Source organism: Mycolicibacterium hippocampi (assembly GCF_010723735.1).
GTDB lineage: Bacteria > Actinomycetota > Actinomycetes > Mycobacteriales > Mycobacteriaceae > Mycobacterium > Mycobacterium hippocampi.
The window spans coordinates 4,751,510-4,766,187 of record NZ_BLLB01000002.1; the positions used below are offsets into that span (position 1 = coordinate 4,751,510).

Sequence of the window (14,678 nt, forward strand, 5' to 3'; positions counted from 1 at the left end):
CGGTTGTCCGGAAAGCGAAGGATGGGGTCCGTGAAGGAATTCAATGACGGGGCCGGCGGGATCGAATCCGGCCCGGTGAAGGTCCCCGTCATCGATGTCAGCGTGCACATATTCAGCCAGTCGAACAAGGACCTGCGGCAGAACTTCATGCAGGAGCCGTTCCGCAGCCGCGGCTTTCCCGACTACGAGATGGACTGGTACGGCGCCCCCGGTGGCGAGTACGCCAAGCATGCCGAGGGCCCCGATCGCCAGTACCCTGGCTCGGACCCGGAGCTGGCCGGCAAGCACCTGTTCACCGATCGCGGCGTCGACGTGGCGATCCTGCACCCGATGACCCGCGGCATCATGCCCGACCGCCACCTGGGCACGGCCATCGCGGCCGCGCACAACGAGATGATGGTGACCCGCTGGCTGGAGCACCCCGAATTCGGGGACAAGTTCCGCGGCACCATCCGGGTCAACCCGGACGACATCGTCGGCGCGCTGCGCGAGATCCACAAGTACAAGGACCATCCGCGGGTCGTCCAGCTCGGGGTTCCGCTGCAGTCGCGCGAGTTGTACGGCAAACCGCAGTTCTGGCCCCTCTGGGAGGCGGCAGTGGATGCCGGCCTGCCGGTCGCCGTGCACTTCGAGGTCGGATCCGGCGTCATGTTGCCGCCCACGCCCAACGGAATCACCCGCACCTACGAGCAGTTCGTCGGGTTCACGGCGCTGAACTTCCTCTACCACCTGATGAACATGATCGCCGAAGGGGTGTTCGAGAGGATGCCCGCGCTGAAGTTCGTCTGGGCCGACGGCGCCGCCGACATGCTGACACCGTTCATGTGGCGGATGGACTGCTTCGGCAGGCCGCACCTGGAGCAGACACCGTGGGCGCCGAGGATGCCCAGTGACTACCTGCCGGGACACGTCTTCTTCGTACAGGGCAGCCTCGACGGACCCGGTGACGTGGAGTTCGCCGGCGAGTGGGCAGGGTTCACCGGCAAGGACGACATGGTGATGTACGGCTCGAGCTATCCGCACTGGCAACTCAATGAACTGTCGGTACCGAGCGCCTACAGCGCCGAGCAGCGCGACAAATTGTGCTGGCGGAACGCCGCAGAGCTGTACGGCATCCAAAGTCCGGTCATCGCGTCCGCCGCTGGGGCACAGTAGAGGGAACGAGGAGGCAACACCATGACCACCACAGCCAATCCACGGGTACCAGCCGCCGAGCGCATCGCGGTGCGGTGCGTCGACTCCGACGTCCACCCGGCGCCTCGCAGCGGCGATCTCGGTCAGTACATTCCCGAACCCTGGCGCAGCAAATATTTCGGCACGCACAAGGTCGGCGACCAGATCTACTACGACGCACCCGACTACGCGCACTCCTATGCGATGCGCCTGGACACCTTCCCCCCTGACGGCGAGTTCGCCTGCAGTGACCCCGATCTGGCATTCAAGCAGCTGATCATGGAGGCCGGATCGGACATCGCGATCCTGGAACCGGCGGCCTACCCGGCGCGAATTCCCGAAGCGAACCACGCGATGAACTGTGCGCTCAACGACTGGCAGGCCAACCACTGGCTCGACAGCCACAACAACTGGCACGAGCGGTGGCGCGGGTCGATCTGCCTGGCCATCGAGGAGCCGGAAAAGAGTGTGGCCGAGATCGAGCGCTGGGCCGGTCACCCCTACATGGCGCAGATCCTGATCAAGGCCGAGCCCCGTCCGTCGTGGGGCAATCCCAAATACGACCCCATCTGGGCCGCCGCCACCAAGCACGACATCACGGTGAGTTGCCACCTGTCACGCAGTCACTACGACGAACTGCCGATGCCGCCGGTCGGATTGCCCAGCTACAACCACGATTTCATGGTCACCTACTCGCTGCTGGCGGCGAACCAGGTGATGAGCCTGATCTTCGACGGCACGTTCGACCGGCATCCCAACCTGCGGATCGTGTTCGTGGAACACGCGTTCACGTGGATCCTGCCACTGATGTGGCGGATGGACGCACTCTACGAAGCGCGCAAGTCCTGGATGGACATCAAGCGCAAGCCGAGCGAGTACGTCAAGGACCACATCAAGTTCACCACCCAGCCGTTGGACTATCCGGAGGACAAGACCGAACTCACCCGGGCGTTCGAGTGGATGGAGTGCGAGAAGATCCTGCTGTTCTCCAGCGACTATCCGCACTGGACATTCGACGACCCCCGCTGGCTGGTCAAGCACCTCCCCGAGCACGCCCGTGAGGCCATCATGTTCCGCAACGGCATCGAGACGTACAAGCTGCCGGACACGGTGCCGGCGCTCGAGGGCCAGGTGCGGGTTTTCTGACACATGGACAAGGACAAGACGCCCCGCCTCGCGCAGGGGCGTGAACACGTCGTCGCCACAGTGGACGAGATCCCTTCAGGCACACACAAACTGGTGCCGATCGGGCGCCATGGTGTCGGCGTGTACAACGTCAACGGCACGTTCTACGCGATCGCGAACTATTGCCCGCACGAAGGCGGTCCGCTGTGTTCGGGCCGGGCGCGCGGCCTGAACATCGTCGACGACAGCGTGCCCGGTGACGCGGTGATGGTGCGGGACAAGGAATACATCTTCTGTCCCTGGCACCAGTGGGGATTCGAGCTCGCCACGGGAACGACCGCGGTCAAGCCCGAGTGGAGCATCCGCACCTACCCCGTTCGGGTCGTCGGCAACGACGTACTCGTGCAGGCCTGAACCGAGCGTCGAGCCCAGAAGACGGAGAAAAGTTGCCCAACAAGAAGATCGAGATCAACGGCGGGAACGTCGTGTACGAGGTCCTGGGCAAAGAGGGCGAGTTCATCGTCCTCACTCCCGGCGGCCGCTTCAGCAAGGACATCCCGGGCCTGAAGCCGCTGGCGCGCAAGCTGGTCGATGGCGGCTACCGCGTGCTGCTCTGGGACCGGCCGAACTGCGGCAAGTCCGACGTGCAGTTCTACGGTCAGAGCGAATCACACATGCGTGCGGAGACCCTGCAGCAGCTGATCTCCGAACTCGGCATCGGACCGTGCATCATCGCCGGTGGTTCCGGGGGCGCCCGCGACTCGATGCTGACCACCATGCTGTACCCGGAGTTGGTCAAGAAGTTGGTGGTCTGGAACATCGTCGGCGGCGTGTACGGCTCTTTCGTGCTCGGCTCCTACTACATCGTCCCGAGCATCCTCGCCGTCCGCGGAGCCGGCATGAAGGCCGTCGCGAAGGTACCCGAGTGGCAGGAGCGCATCGCCGAGAATCCGGACAACGAGGCGCGCTTCGCGGCCCAGGATCCCGAGCAGTTCCTCAAGCTGATGCTCCGCTGGCTCAACGCGTTCGTGCCCAAGCCGGGACAGACCATTCCGGGCGTCGAGGACGAGATGTTCGACAACATCACGGTGCCGACGCTGATCATCCGCGGTGGCGAGAACGACCTCGACCACCCCAAACGCACGTCACTCGAGGTGAGCTGCCTCATCAAGGGGTCGAAGGTCATCGACCCGCCATGGCCCGAGGATGCCTGGGAGCGGGCCGGTGAGGCGCGGGCGTCCGGGAAAGTCAAGCGCTTCAACATGTTCGACACCTGGGTACAGGCCGCCCCGGCGATCCTCGATTTTCTGAAGAAGTCGAAGTGACAGCGGGACGACGCTCACCCCGGTCAATCGACGGCGACGATCTGGACCTCGCAGTTCAGCGATGCCTCCAGGGCGGTGTGTACCCGGCTCTCGGGGATCCGCTGCAGGTCGGACTTGAGCAGCGTGACCTTGACGATGTCCCAGCCGTCCTCGGTGGGAACGCGCTCGATCTCGCCACGCAGGCCCAGCCCCGCCAACACCCCGTGCGCGTCATCGTCGGTTCCGCGGCTGACATAGGTCAGCACACCCGCCGATGGTCGGGCGCCGAATCGTCCGAATGCCGTGATGCACAGGCCGACCGCGATGTCCTTGAGCTGTTCGGGGTCCTCGCCGGCGATGAGCACCTCGACCTGCCGACGGCTGGCCGGCATCAACGAGAGATCGGCGTCGACGACCTGGATCCCGAGTTCGGCAGCCGACTGGACGAGCGCGGTCATGCCGTCGCGTAGCTGTGCCGGCGCCAGCAGCGCCGACGGGTCGACGTCGACTCGCACCACCGCAGTTCTCATGCCCGCCAGCCTATCCGCGGGCAGGAAGGCTCGATCATGACCACCACCGACAACGGGTTGGCAACCGGGTTCACCGTCACCGTGTGGCCCGGCGTGACGCCGCGCCTGCTGCGAATCTCCGACACCACCGAGGTCGAGGACCATCCCGCATACGTCGACTCGGGTGGTTACCAGGAACTCGACGATCCGGACGCACTGCTCGAGGAGGTCGACCGCAGCGGACTGCTCGGACGGGGCGGGGCGGCATTCCCGCTCGCGGTGAAGCTGCGCACGGTGCGTGATGCGAGCCGTGCAGGCAGCGCGACGGTCGTGCTCGCCAACGGCGAGGAAGGCGAACCCGCCTCCGTCAAAGACAAGTGGCTGCTGCGAAACCGGCCGCATCTCGTGCTCGACGGTGTCCGGCTGGCCGCACGCATCGTCGGCGCCGGCCGCGCCTACGTCTACGTCTCTGACGCCCAGGCCGCCAACGCGCTCCGCGCCGCGCTGGATGCCGCGCCCCTGGGTGACCTCGCCGCGTCGGTGGTGACCGTCGAGCCCGGCTATGTCGCCGGCGAGGAGACGGCCGCGGTACGCGCCGTCAACGGCGGTCTCGCCAAGCCCACCGACAAGCCACCACGTCCGTTCCAAGAGGGCGTGAGCGGTCTGCCGACAGTGGTCGGCAACGTGGAGACTCTGGCGAATCTGCCCTTCATCCTGCGCCACGGCAGCGACGCGTTCCGCGACCACGGCACGTCGGCCTCACCCGGCACGTTCCTGGCCACCGTGACCGGTGGTGGCAGACCGCCGGCACTCTACGAACTGCCGCACGGCACACCGGTCACCGATCTCCTCGAGCACCATCAGATTCCCGCGGGCGACGTGAAGGGCGTGTTGATGGGCGGTTACTTCGCCGGGCTGCTGAACCGCGAGGTCCTCGACACCACGCTCGACCACGAGTCCATGCGCCGGCTCAACAGCGGACTGGGCTGCGGCGCGGTCTCGGTCCTCACCGACGACTGCCCGGTTGCGGTCGCCGCGTCGGTGATGGCGTACTTCGACCGTGAGAACGCGGGCCAGTGCGGCTCGTGCTTCAACGGCACCGCGGCGATGTCCGCGGTGACCGACGCGCTGCGCCACGGTGCGGCCACCGAAGACGATCTGACCCGTCTGCAACGATGGTCGGTGGTACTGCGTGGCCGGGGTGCCTGCGCGACGCTGGATGCGGCCACCAACGTCGCCGCCAGTCTGCTGCGGGCCTTCCCGACCGACGTCGCCCGGCATCTGGCCGGGCAATGCGACTCCTGCCGCACCCACACCTACCACGCACTGCGGCCCTACGAGGTGGAGGCGGTTTCGTGAGCGAGCCGATGAAGATCAAACTGGACCGCACGATGTGCGACGGGTTCGGCGTCTGCGCCAAGCATGCGCCCGAGTACTTCTCCCTCGACGACTGGGGTTACGCCTCGCTGATCGGCGATGGCACCGTCGCCGATGCCGATCGCGACGCGGTGATGCGCGCGCTGCTGGACTGCCCCGTACACGCCATCACCGAGCTGGGCGAGCACGGCCCGCTCGGCCAGCGGCCGCCGGCAGTCAACGCCGAGGAAGCCGCCGAGCCTGATTTGACCAGCGAAGACAGCGAAGCGATCTCGGAGTTTGTTCGTTGACCAGACCACTGCCCCAGCTCACCGCACAGAACGAGTTCTTCTGGACGTCGGGCGCCGACGGGGAACTTCGCATCCAGGAGTGCCTGAGCTGCCGATCCCTGATTCACCCGCCCGCACCGGTGTGCCGGTACTGCCGCGAGACCACGATGGGCGTGCGTGTCGTATCGGGCAAGGCGACGCTGGCAGGCCTGAGCGTCAACCACCGCTTCGGCTTCCCCGACATGCCACCGCCCTATGTGGTGGCCGAGGTGGCACTCATCGAGGACCCACGAGTCCGGTTGACCACCAACATCATCGACGCCGATCCCGACGAACTCGCCCTCGGTCAACCCGTCGAGGTGACGTTCCAGCAGGTCGAGGATGTCTGGCTGCCGCTGTTCAAGCCCGCCGCCGACCAGTCCGCGCCCACCGCGATGCCGACCGACGAGATCCCACCCGAGCAGTTCGCCAGGTACGTCCGGCCGATGCTGGGCGACAAGAAGTTCGAGGATCATTCCGCGATCACAGGCATCGGCATGTCGACGATCGGCCGCAGGCAGATGGTCCCGCCGTTGTCGCTCACGATCGCTGCCTGCGAGCAGGCGGTGGCCGACGCCGGGCTCACCTACGACGACATCGACGGGTTGTCCACTTATCCCGGCCTCGACATGGCGGGCATGGGTGAGGGCGGGGTGAGTGCCCTCGAGGGCGCCCTCGGCCTGCGGCCCACCTGGATCAACGGCGGCATGGACACCTTCGGCCCCGGTGGTTCGGTGATCGCCGCGATGATGGCGGTCGCCACCGGCATGGCCCGCCACGTGCTGTGCTTCCGCACGCTCTGGGAGGCGACGTTCGGTCAGCTGGTCAAGGAGGGCAAGATGTCACCTCCGATGGGTGCCCGGACCTCCAGCTGGCAACATCCGTTCGGCGCCATCTCCGCGGCACACGTGTTGGCACAGAACGCAAGCAGGCACTTTCACCGATACGGGACCACCCGCGAGACACTGGGCTGGATCGCCTTGAACCAGCGCGCCAATGCCGCACTCAACCCGACCGCCATCTATCGCGACCCGATGACGATGGACGACTACCTGTCGGCCCGGATGATCACGACGCCGTTCGGGTTGTACGACTGCGACGTGCCCTGTGACGGCGCGGTGGCGGTGGTGGTGTCGGCCGTCGACGCCGCGAAGGACCTGGCCAAGCCGCCGGTGCGGTTCGAAGCCGTGGGCACCCAGATCATCGAGCGACTCGACTGGGACCAGACCACGCTCACCCATGAGCCGCAGGTACTCGGTCAGTCCGCGCACCTGTGGTCCCGGACGTCGCTGCGGCCCGACGATGTCGACGTGGCCGAACTCTACGACGGGTTCACGTTCAACTGCCTCTCGTGGCTCGAAGGGCTCGGCTTCTGCGGGATCGGCGAGGCCAAGGACTTCCTCGACGGCGGCAAGGCCATCGCCCGCGACGGGATCATCCCGCTCAACACGCACGGCGGCCAGCTGTCACACGGTCGTACCCACGGCATGGGGCTGATCCATGAGGCGGTGACGCAGTTGCGCGGCGAGGCCGGTGACCGCCAGGTGCGTGGCGCCCGGGTTGCGGTGGCCAGCAGCGGCGGCCTCACCCCGAGTGGCGTGATGCTTCTGCGGACCGACGGGTGACGGTCCACGACGAGGCCCCGGCGGCCGTTCCCGCGCCCCGACCGCGCGTCGTGCTGGTCGACGGGGTGCCGATGTCGGGACTGGCCGTGCAGGTCAAGGACCCACGAGGGATCGTCGTCGCGGTGCACGGCGGGGCCACCTCATCGGCGTACTTCGACTGTCCCGGACATCCGCGCCTGTCACTGCTGAGATCCGCTGCGGCACGCGGTTTCACCGCGATCGCCCTGGATCGCCCCGGATACGGCGCCTCCGCGGTGTATGCGGCCGAGTTCGCCGACGCCGACCGGCGGGTCGCCGCCGCGTTCGGGGCGGTGGACAAGATCATCGCCGACGGTGACCTCGGTGCCGGCCTGTTCCTCGTCGGTCACTCCGCAGGCTGCGAGCTCGCGCTGCGGATGGCGACGACGCGGTCTGACGTGCTCGGCATCGAACTGGCGGGAACCGGGTTGCGCTACAGCGACACCGCCAAGAACATCATCAGTGAAGCCACAGTCACGTCGCGGCCGGTAGGGCTGCGAGATCTGTTGTGGCAGCCCACCGAGCTCTATCCGGCAGAGGTGCTCACGGGAGCACTCTCCGCGCCGGGAGTCGCCTACGAGGCCGCGGTCACGGCCAACTGGGCGCGGCGCGACTTTCCCGAGATCGCCGCACGCGTAGATGTGCCCGTGCAGTTCAGCGTCGCCGACCACGAGAGCGTGTGGGAGTCCACGCCCGAGGCGCTCGCCGCCGTGGCGGCGCTGTTCACCGGTGCACCCCGCGTCCTCGTCAACACGATGGCGGACAGCGGACACAATCTCAGCGTCGGCCTCAGCGCCGACACGTACCACCGGAACGTCATGTCGTTCATCGAGGAATGCATCGCGGGCGCTGAGGGTCGCGATCACGAGCAATCGGAGGCGGGTTGATGAGGGTCGGATTCATCGGGCTGGGCAGTCAGGGCGGGCCGATGGCGCGCCGGATCGTCGAAGGCGGGTTCGAGCTCACCCTGTGGGCCCGCAGGCCCGCGTCGGTCGAACCCTATGCCGACACGGCTGCCAAGGTGGCCTCGACACCTGCCGAGCTCGCGGCGGCCAGCGACCTGGTGTGCCTGTGCGTCGTCGGGGATGACGACGTGCGAGAGGTGCTGACAGGAGAATCCGGGGTGCTGGCGGGGCTCGCTCCCGGTGGCATCGTCGCGATCCACAGCACCGTCCACCCCGACACCTGCCGCGAGCTGGCCGATATCGCTGCCGCACAGCAGGTCACCGTGATAGACGCCCCGGTCAGCGGTGGCGCCCCCGCGGTCGAGGAGGGCACGCTGATGGTCATGGTCGGCGGGGACGACGAGGTGGTCGAGAAGGTCCGTCCGGTGTTCGCCACCTACTCCGATGCGATCGTCCACCTCGGTGCACTGGGCAGCGGCCAGGTCGCCAAGATCCTCAACAACCTGTTGTTCAGCGCGAATCTCGGTGCGGCGATGAGCACCCTCGAACTCGGTGACGCCCTCGGCATCCCGCGTGACCGTCTCTGCGAGGTTCTGCACCGCGGTTCGGCGACCAGCAAGGCGGTCGGCAGCATCACGGTCTTCGGTGGAAGCCTGGAAGGGCTTGCCCCCATCGCCGGCGCGTTGTTGCAGAAGGACGTGCGGCACGCGGCGAGCCTGGCCCGGCACGCAGCCGCACCCGAGGGCACCGTGTTCAACGTGGCGGATACGGCGCTGAGACTGATGGAGCACGGTCGATGAGCGCTCGCGCGAAGAGAAGACAGCGGCGATGAGCGCTCGCGCGAAGAGAAAACAGAACCGATGAGCGCTCGCGCGAAGAGAAGACAGCGGCGATGATGAGGCTCTCATGAGAATCGGGTTCGTCGGCGCCGGCCGGATGGGCGCGCCGATGGTGCGTCGGCTCGTCGAGGCCGGCCATCAGGTGCGGGTTCTCGGCCGCTCCGGCGAGCAGCGTGCGGCGCTCCGGGAACTCGGCGCACAACCCGTCGCCGACATCGCGGAGGTTTCCGGCGGTGCCGACGCGGTGGTGGTCTGCGTGTTCACCGACGACCAGGTAAGGCAGCTGTGTCTGGACGGTGACCTGGTCGCGGCGATGCGGCCCGGCGCGACACTGGTCCTGCACACCACCGGCAACCCGGAGACCGCCCAGTCGATCAGCGAGCGCTTCGACCACGTCGCGGTCGTCGATGCGCCTGTCAGCGGTGGCCCCCACGACATCGCGGCCGGGCGGGTGACCTTGTTCGTCGGCGGGACCGATGACGCCGTCGAGCGGATCAGCACCGTGCTCGCCGCCTACGGCGACCCGATCCTGCACGCCGGCCGCACGGGATCCGGACAGCTGGTGAAGCTCGTCAACAACACACTGTTCGCTGCGCAGATCGGGCTGGTGGCCGAAGGGGTCAGGTTGGGCTCGCGCCTCGGCGTCGACGAAGGACCGCTGCTCAACGCCCTCACGCACGGCAGCGCGCAGAGCCGCGTCCTGTCGATGATCGCGTCTGCGGGTTCGGCGGACGCGTTCATCGCGGCGGTCGGCGAGTTCATCGGCAAGGATGTTGCGGTCGTGCGCAACACCGTCGCCGAACTCGGCGGTGACCTCGGCAAACTCGAGCCGCTCGTGGACAGCGCGGTACCGACATGAACCGCCCCCTTACGCTCCGCGATTCTGCTGACTTTCAGGCAGTTTTGCCGCATACTGTAGGCGTTACAGTTTGCCAGCCTTTCGTAATGTATCCGGCCCTGTGTACGGCGCCGAGGAGGACGCAGTGACCAAGCCCAAACTCGTGTTCAGCCCGGTGGCGCCGGATTACTTCGAGAATCCGTACGAGATATACCAGCGGATGCGCGACGAAGCCCCGATCTACTACGACGAAGACGAGGACTTCTACGCACTGACCCGGCACGCAGACGTAGCGGCGGCGTTCAAGGACCATGAATCGTTCTCGTCCGCCCGAGGGTGCCACCTGCCTCAAATCCGCTCCGGCGAGCCGCCGCAGAAGTCGATCATTTTCATGGACCCTCCGGACCATCGCCACATGCGTAGCCTGCTCAACAAGGCGTTCACTCCTCGCGCCATCCAGTCCCAGCGCGACACGGTCGTCGAACTCGTCGAGCATTACCTGAGCAAGGTCGATCCGGACCACTTCGACGTTGTCCAGGACTTCTCCGCCCCATTCCCCGTCGAGGTCATCACCCGCATGGCCGGGGTCCCTGAGGAGTTCCGTCAGCAGGTCCGGCATTGGATCGACCAGGGCCTCGAGTGCGAGCCCGGCGAGATGGAGCTCAGTGACAAGGCCATGGAGGCCAACATCCAGTCGGGGATCTACTACTACGGCCTGGTGCAGGAGCGCCGCAAGGACCCGCAGGACGACATGATCAGTCGGCTCATCGCCGCAGAGATCCCCGGCCCCGACGGCACCAATCGCATGCTCGACGACATCGAGATCACCGGCTTTGCGGCGCTGTTGGGAGGCGCGGGCGCAGAAACCGTGACCAAGCTGATGGGTAGCGCCGTGGTGGAGTTCGCACGCCACCCCGAGCAGTGGCAGAAACTGCTCGACGACCGAAGCAAGATCCCGGCCGCGGTCGAAGAACTGCTGCGCTACGTCGGCCCCGTTCAGTACAACGTCCGGTACAGCGTGAAGGAGGTGGAGTTGCCGAACGGCACGGTTCCAGCACACAAGCCGGTCTTCCTGATGGGCGCTTCCGCCAACCGGGACCCCCGGGCTTTCGACGACGCGGAGACCTTCGACATCGACCGCGACCGTAGTCAGGCGCAGAACCTCGGCCTGGGCTACGGCATTCACAGCTGCCTGGGGGCGGCGCTGGCACGGATGGAGAGTGCCATCGCCCTCGAGTACCTGCTCGACTTCATGCCGCGCTTCGAGGTCGACTTCGACGGACTGCAGCGCACCAACATGCAGAACGTGGCCGGTTACCACCACGTCCCGGTGAAGGTGCTGAGGTGAACCAGCGAGGAGCGAAGCGGGGTTGCGTATGACTCAAAAGGTGGACGTCGACTTCGGACTCTGCGAGAGCAACGGGGTGTGCATGGGCATCATCCCCGAGGTGTTCGACCTCGACGACGACGACTACCTGCACATTCTCCAGGACGAGGTGACCCCGGAGAATGAGCAACAGATCAGGGAAGCCGTCCGCCAGTGCCCGCGTCAAGCGATCTTCCTCAAAGACGAATGACCGCAACCGAACTCGTCTTCGACCCCTTCTCCCGAGAATTCTTCGACGGGCCGTGGGAGATCTACCGGCGGATGCGTGAAGAAGCGCCGGTCTATTACAACGCCGAGCACGACTTCTATGCGCTCTCGCGCCATGAGGACGTCGCCGCGGCGTACAAGGACTTCGCGACGTACTCGTCGGCCTACGGCCTCGACCTCGCGACCATCCGCTCATCGGAGCCGACGGCGGCGAAGATGATCATCCTCATGGATCCGCCCGAGCACCGGAAGATGCGCAGCCTGGTCAACAAGGTGTTCACCCCGCGCGCGATCGAGGCGATGCGGCCGATGGTCACCGAGACCATCGACCGCTACCTCGCCGGGGCCGGTCCGGGCAGCTTCGACGTCGTGCAGGACTTCTCGGCGTTCTTCCCGGTCGAGGTCATCACTCAGATGCTCGGTGTACCCGAGGAATACCGCCAGAAGGTGCGGGAGTGGGTGGACACCTCGCTGCACCGCGAGCCCGGCCAGATCGACATGTCCGAGGAGGGCATGCAGGCGATCGTCGAGGCAATGGGGTTGTACTACAACCTGATCCAGGAGCGCCGCGCCGAACCGCGTGATGACATGTTCAGTCGCCTCGTCGCTGCCGAGATCGAGCGCGATGACGGGGAGATGGAGTCCCTCGATGACTTCGAGATCGCAGGTTTTGCAACACTTCTGGGTGGAGCCGGCGCCGAGACGGTGACCAAGCTCGTCGGCAACGCAGCAGTGACGTTCGCGCGGTTTCCCGACCAGTGGCAGAAGGTGCTCGACGACCGGAGCAAGGTCGCAGCCGCAGTGGAAGAACTGCTGCGTTACGAGCCGCCCGTGCACTACAACGTCCGGCGCTCCATGCGCGAGGTGACGCTGCACGGAGTCACGATCCCGGAAGGCAAGCCCGTCTTCCTGCTCGGGGGGTCGGCGCACCGAGATCCCGAGGCGTTCACCGACGCCGACGTGTTCGACATCGACCGCGACCGCACCGAAGCGCAGAACCTCGGTTTCGGTTACGGCGTGCACAGCTGCCTGGGTGCCGCACTGGCGCGCATGGAGACTGCGATCGCGCTCGAGCGGCTGCTTGACACCATGCCGCGTTATGAAGTGCTGTGGGACGACTGCCGCCGGGTTGCGATGCAGAACGTCGCGGGCTGGTCCCACGTGCCTGTGCGCGTACTCGGCTAGCCATTCTCCGCGAAATAGCATTCCTGGCTGTGAATTGGCCTGCAACCACAGCCAGGAATGCTATTTCGCGTCAAGGGCGGGCGCCCCTCAGAAGCCGGAGACGATGACCCCGTTGCAGTCAGCGGCTGCCTGACGCAGCTTGGCAGCTGCCTGGTACTCGTCGGAGTAGTACCACTGCTTGGCAGCCTCGACCGACTCGAACTCCAGGAGCACGGTCTGGGTGCCGTGCCACTGCCCTTCGAGCGTCTCGGCCGCCGGGCCGAACGCCAACACCTTCGCGGTGCCCATCGTCTGACTGGCCAGCTTGCCGTACTCGGCCATGCCGTCGGCGTCCTTGATGTCTTCGGTGATGATCACATAACCTTTGGCCACTTACCGCATCTCCTTGAATGTCAACTGATTTCGCTTATCGCGTGTTCGGGACAGTTGTCGATGGCCTCGCGGGCGGCAGCCTCGAGCCCCGCGGGCACGTCCTCGGGGTCCGCGACCGCCCAACCGTCGTCACTCATTTCGAACACCTCTGGGCACAGCGTCAGGCACATGCCGTGGCCGGCGCAGCGGTCTTCGTCGACCGTGACCCTCATCTGACGTCGAACTCCAGATGCAGCTCGGTCAGCCCGCGCAGGATGTAGGTCGGAATGTACTGATACCGCCTGTCGCCCACCGGACCGTGCTTGCTCTCCGAGATCCGGATGTCGGTCGTCCGGTCGAGCAGCCGCTCCAGGCCGACGCGGGTCTCCGCACGGGCCAGCGGCGCGCCGGGGCAGCTGTGGATCCCACGGCCGAACGCCAGGTGCTGGCGCGCGTTCTTGCGCTCGGGGTCGAAGCTGTCCGGGTCCTCGAAGCGGCGCGGGTCGCGGTTCGCAGCGCCGTTGATCACCATCACCGTCGAGCCGGCTCCCAGCGCCTGGTCGCCGACGGTTGTCGGCACCCGTGACAACCGGAAGTCACCTTTCACCGGGCTCTCGATGCGCAGACACTCCTCGATGAAGTTGCCCAGCAGACTGCGGTCCTCGCGCAGTCTGGCCTGGATGTCGGGACGGTCCCCCAGCACCTTCAGCGCGGTGCTGAGCAGCCGCACCGTCGTCTCCTGTCCGGCCGAGAAGACATTGGTGGCCACGCGCACCACATCGCCGACCTCGGGCATGGTCCCATCGGGGAACATCGCCGTCGCCAGCCCGGTCAGCACATCGTCGCGCGGTTCGGCGCGTCGTTCCTCGACGTAGGTGGCGAACACCTCGTAGAGGTGCTCCAGCGGCGTCTTGTTCATCGTCTTCTCGGCATTGCCCACCGCGCTGCCGTGCGTGCCGCGCGCCAGCCGCTCGAGAAGGTCGGCGCGGTCCTCTTCGGGCACACCGAGCAGATCGGCGATGATCCGCAGCGTGAAGGGCCCCGCGAAGCCTTTGATGAACTCGCCCTCACCCGGGGCCAGGAAGTCGTCGAGGATGTCGTCGGCGAGGCCCCACATCGCGTCCTCGTTCTCCTTGAGGCGCTTGGGCGTGATCAGCCGCATCAGCAGGGCGCGATGATTGGTGTGCGTCGGTGGATCCAGCGTCGGCAACTGGTCGCTGAACGGGATCTCGTCGCGGTGCTCGACGATCAGGTCGGTCAAGTCGTCGTTCTCCCTGCCTTCCAGCGACACCGGAAAACCGGGGAACGGCCCGGTCACCGAGATGCACGACGAGAAGGTTTCGGAGTCGTTGTATACGTCGACGGCCTCCTGCCAGCCGGTGACCATCGTGACACCGTAGTGGTCCTCCCGGCTGACGGGGCACTTGTTCCGCAGTGCCTCGTAGAACGTGTACGGGTCGTCCGTCAGCCGACTGTCCCTGAAGAAGTCGACCGTGGTGAGGTCTTCCGACATGCCTGCTCCGCTCC

At 66.3% G+C, this 14,678-nt stretch carries 16 protein-coding genes and 1 pseudogene; 13 read left to right on the forward strand and 4 right to left on the reverse strand.

The genetic code is table 11. The features are described 5' to 3' along the window. Positions 1-21: 21 nt before the first annotated feature. From G6N53_RS23770 to G6N53_RS23785, 4 genes are read left to right on the forward strand one after another with little or no spacing between them, the layout of a single operon-like run. Entirely contained in the window at positions 22-1,155 is a 1,134-nt protein-coding gene (locus G6N53_RS23770) for an amidohydrolase family protein (RefSeq protein WP_237166624.1), read from the forward strand. A 21-nt stretch (positions 1,156-1,176) separates the two neighbouring features. After that, positions 1,177-2,319 (forward strand): amidohydrolase family protein, encoded by a 1,143-nt coding sequence (locus tag G6N53_RS23775; protein ID WP_163893039.1) that lies wholly within the window; start codon positions 1,177-1,179, stop codon positions 2,317-2,319. A gap of 3 nt (positions 2,320-2,322) precedes the next feature. Continuing rightward, the gene (locus G6N53_RS23780; RefSeq protein WP_163893042.1) at positions 2,323-2,712 is read left to right on the forward strand and encodes a Rieske (2Fe-2S) protein; all 390 of its coding nucleotides are present in this window, start codon (positions 2,323-2,325) and stop codon (positions 2,710-2,712) included. A 32-nt stretch (positions 2,713-2,744) separates the two neighbouring features. Continuing rightward, positions 2,745-3,623 carry an alpha/beta fold hydrolase gene (locus G6N53_RS23785; RefSeq protein ID WP_163893045.1) on the forward strand — a complete coding sequence of 293 codons (879 nt, stop codon included), beginning with the start codon at positions 2,745-2,747 and terminating at the stop codon, positions 3,621-3,623. Between the two features lie 23 nt (positions 3,624-3,646). On the opposite strand, the gene G6N53_RS23790 is transcribed toward G6N53_RS23785, so the two are convergent. Next, entirely contained in the window at positions 3,647-4,132 is a 486-nt protein-coding gene (locus tag G6N53_RS23790; RefSeq protein WP_163893048.1) for a hypothetical protein, read from the reverse strand. A 36-nt stretch (positions 4,133-4,168) separates the two neighbouring features. On the opposite strand from G6N53_RS23790, the gene G6N53_RS23795 reads away from it, so the two are divergent. From G6N53_RS23795 to G6N53_RS23835, 9 genes and pseudogenes are all read left to right on the forward strand, one after another. After that, positions 4,169-5,470 (forward strand): NADH-ubiquinone oxidoreductase-F iron-sulfur binding region domain-containing protein, encoded by a 1,302-nt coding sequence (locus G6N53_RS23795; protein ID WP_163893051.1) that lies wholly within the window; start codon positions 4,169-4,171, stop codon positions 5,468-5,470. Between the two features lie 8 nt (positions 5,471-5,478). Then, a complete protein-coding gene (locus G6N53_RS23800; protein ID WP_163896313.1) occupies positions 5,479-5,778 on the forward strand; it encodes a ferredoxin in 300 nt (99 codons plus the stop codon). Further along, the gene (locus G6N53_RS23805; RefSeq protein WP_163893054.1) at positions 5,775-7,421 is read left to right on the forward strand and encodes a thiolase C-terminal domain-containing protein; all 1,647 of its coding nucleotides are present in this window, start codon (positions 5,775-5,777) and stop codon (positions 7,419-7,421) included. The genes G6N53_RS23800 and G6N53_RS23805 overlap by 4 nt, the downstream gene beginning before the upstream one ends. A 71-nt stretch (positions 7,422-7,492) precedes the next feature. Further along, complete coding sequence (locus G6N53_RS23810; RefSeq protein ID WP_163896315.1) at positions 7,493-8,326, forward strand: alpha/beta hydrolase; 834 nt, start codon at positions 7,493-7,495, stop codon at positions 8,324-8,326. Next, entirely contained in the window at positions 8,326-9,144 is an 819-nt protein-coding gene (locus G6N53_RS23815) for an NAD(P)-dependent oxidoreductase (RefSeq protein ID WP_163893057.1), read from the forward strand. Before G6N53_RS23810 ends, G6N53_RS23815 begins: the two co-directional genes overlap by 1 nt. 103 nt (positions 9,145-9,247) lie before the next feature. Continuing rightward, positions 9,248-10,042 (forward strand): annotated as a pseudogene (locus tag G6N53_RS23820) (NAD(P)-dependent oxidoreductase); the annotation flags it as partial. A 124-nt stretch (positions 10,043-10,166) separates the two neighbouring features. Beyond that, entirely contained in the window at positions 10,167-11,369 is a 1,203-nt protein-coding gene (locus G6N53_RS23825; RefSeq protein WP_163893063.1) for a cytochrome P450, read from the forward strand. 28 nt (positions 11,370-11,397) lie between these two features. Continuing rightward, the gene (locus G6N53_RS23830; RefSeq protein ID WP_163893066.1) at positions 11,398-11,598 is read left to right on the forward strand and encodes a ferredoxin; all 201 of its coding nucleotides are present in this window, start codon (positions 11,398-11,400) and stop codon (positions 11,596-11,598) included. Beyond that, the gene (locus G6N53_RS23835; RefSeq protein WP_163893069.1) at positions 11,595-12,800 is read left to right on the forward strand and encodes a cytochrome P450; all 1,206 of its coding nucleotides are present in this window, start codon (positions 11,595-11,597) and stop codon (positions 12,798-12,800) included. Before G6N53_RS23830 ends, G6N53_RS23835 begins: the two co-directional genes overlap by 4 nt. An 87-nt stretch (positions 12,801-12,887) precedes the next feature. Here the strand turns inward: G6N53_RS23835 and G6N53_RS23840 are convergent, their stop codons facing one another. From G6N53_RS23840 to G6N53_RS23850, 3 genes are read right to left on the reverse strand one after another with little or no spacing between them, the layout of a single operon-like run. Continuing rightward, complete coding sequence (locus G6N53_RS23840) at positions 12,888-13,172, reverse strand: DUF1330 domain-containing protein (RefSeq protein WP_159232989.1); 285 nt, start codon at positions 13,170-13,172, stop codon at positions 12,888-12,890. Positions 13,173-13,192: 20 nt separating this feature from the next. After that, the gene (locus G6N53_RS23845) at positions 13,193-13,384 is read right to left on the reverse strand and encodes a ferredoxin (RefSeq protein WP_163893071.1); all 192 of its coding nucleotides are present in this window, start codon (positions 13,382-13,384) and stop codon (positions 13,193-13,195) included. Further along, positions 13,381-14,664, reverse strand: a complete 1,284-nt coding sequence (locus tag G6N53_RS23850; RefSeq protein ID WP_163893074.1) for a cytochrome P450 — start codon at positions 14,662-14,664, stop codon at positions 13,381-13,383. Before G6N53_RS23850 ends, G6N53_RS23845 begins: the two co-directional genes overlap by 4 nt. Positions 14,665-14,678 lie beyond the last annotated feature (14 nt).

Coding starts and splice junctions, on each gene's coding strand:
- G6N53_RS23770 (WP_237166624.1), top strand. CDS start 22: ATGGGGTCCGTGAAGGAATTCAATGACGGGGCCGGCGGGATCGAATCC.
- G6N53_RS23775 (WP_163893039.1), top strand. CDS start 1,177: ATGACCACCACAGCCAATCCACGGGTACCAGCCGCCGAGCGCATCGCG.
- G6N53_RS23780 (WP_163893042.1), top strand. CDS start 2,323: ATGGACAAGGACAAGACGCCCCGCCTCGCGCAGGGGCGTGAACACGTC.
- G6N53_RS23790 (WP_163893048.1), bottom strand. CDS start 4,132: ATGAGAACTGCGGTGGTGCGAGTCGACGTCGACCCGTCGGCGCTGCTG.
- G6N53_RS23795 (WP_163893051.1), top strand. CDS start 4,169: ATGACCACCACCGACAACGGGTTGGCAACCGGGTTCACCGTCACCGTG.
- G6N53_RS23800 (WP_163896313.1), top strand. CDS start 5,479: ATGAAGATCAAACTGGACCGCACGATGTGCGACGGGTTCGGCGTCTGC.
- G6N53_RS23810 (WP_163896315.1), top strand. CDS start 7,493: ATGTCGGGACTGGCCGTGCAGGTCAAGGACCCACGAGGGATCGTCGTC.
- G6N53_RS23815 (WP_163893057.1), top strand. CDS start 8,326: ATGAGGGTCGGATTCATCGGGCTGGGCAGTCAGGGCGGGCCGATGGCG.
- G6N53_RS23830 (WP_163893066.1), top strand. CDS start 11,398: ATGACTCAAAAGGTGGACGTCGACTTCGGACTCTGCGAGAGCAACGGG.
- G6N53_RS23835 (WP_163893069.1), top strand. CDS start 11,595: ATGACCGCAACCGAACTCGTCTTCGACCCCTTCTCCCGAGAATTCTTC.
- G6N53_RS23845 (WP_163893071.1), bottom strand. CDS start 13,384: ATGAGGGTCACGGTCGACGAAGACCGCTGCGCCGGCCACGGCATGTGC.
- G6N53_RS23850 (WP_163893074.1), bottom strand. CDS start 14,664: ATGTCGGAAGACCTCACCACGGTCGACTTCTTCAGGGACAGTCGGCTG.